The 1,149-nt window shown below is 50.1% G+C and carries 1 protein-coding gene; it reads left to right on the forward strand.

Annotated elements, in window-relative coordinates:
- Positions 1 to 966, forward strand: a 966-nt coding sequence (locus CUJ83_RS15550; protein ID WP_230743386.1) for a 4Fe-4S binding protein, incomplete at its 5' end; no start/stop codon positions are given.
- Positions 967 to 1,149 lie beyond the last annotated feature (183 nt).

A 1,149-nucleotide genomic window follows, 5' to 3' on the forward strand; every position in this document is an offset into this window, starting at 1 on the left:
GCATGCCCCGAAGAGGCCGTTTCCGAAGGCCCGCTCGGAGCAGTGAACAGGGGTAAGGCACAGACCTCTAAGGTCGATGTCGACCCGAAGAAGTGCTCCTACTGTGGAGTATGCACAATACTGTGTCCATTCAACGCAATCAAGCTATCTTTTGATGGCGTTGAAAAACTCCCGATACTCGAGCAGGAAGGATTCCCTGTGCTTGAGAAGAAGGCTAAGATCGATGCTGAGAAGTGTACTAGGTGTGTGCTTTGTGAGGAGGTTTGCCCGAGGGACGCTATCAAGAGGGATGTGGCTGATGTTGATCAGGGTCATAAGGCTGCTTCGACGATGCAGTACACTATTGATTATAAGCTTGATGAGGAGAAGTGCACGTTGTGTGGCATTTGTTCTGAGATCTGTGATGCTTTTAAGATCGATTATAAGGAGCCGACTCCGCTCACTGTTAAGAAGATCGGTAAGCTTGCTTTTGATGAGAAGAAGTGCGATGCTTGTAAGGTGTGTGTTGAGGCGTGTCCGGAGGATGCTATTGCTATCGAGAGGAAGATTGTGGCGGAGCCGAAGCTTTCGGGTACTGTGGAGATCAATCTTGATGATTGTGTGACCTGTACCTGGTGTCAGGTTATGTGTCCGAAGGATGCTGCGAAGGTGGAGAAGGTTTTCGAGGGAGAGCTTGAGCTTGACGTGTCGAAGTGTCCGGCTGGTTGTTCGACCTGTGTTGATATCTGCCCGTGCAATGCGTTGTATTTGCCTGCTGTTGAGGAGGCTGGTCATAAGCCTGGTAAGCTGGCGTACAATAAGGATTTCTGCATTTTCTGCGGCGCTTGCGTGAATGCGTGTCCGGCTGACGGTACGATCAAGATGAAGAGGACGAAGATCAACGTTACCGGTGAGGAGACCGGTCTCTTCAAGAAGGTCGCTGCCAAGTTGATGACCGAGAAGGTTCCGAAGATCAAGGAGGCCTAAAAAGATGGCTTTAGAATCACAGGTTTTAAACTTAAACAAGGGTCTGGTCAATTTCACCCATGACATTGAGAAGGCAGGCGGAGAGAACATCTCTGTATGCTACCAGTGTGGTACCTGTACAGGCGGCTGCCCCCAGGGCAGAAGGAACGCACTAAGGACCAGAAAGATCATGAGAATGGTCTC

The organism is Methanooceanicella nereidis (assembly GCF_021023085.1).
GTDB classification, from domain to species: domain Archaea; phylum Halobacteriota; class Methanocellia; order Methanocellales; family Methanocellaceae; genus Methanooceanicella; species Methanooceanicella nereidis.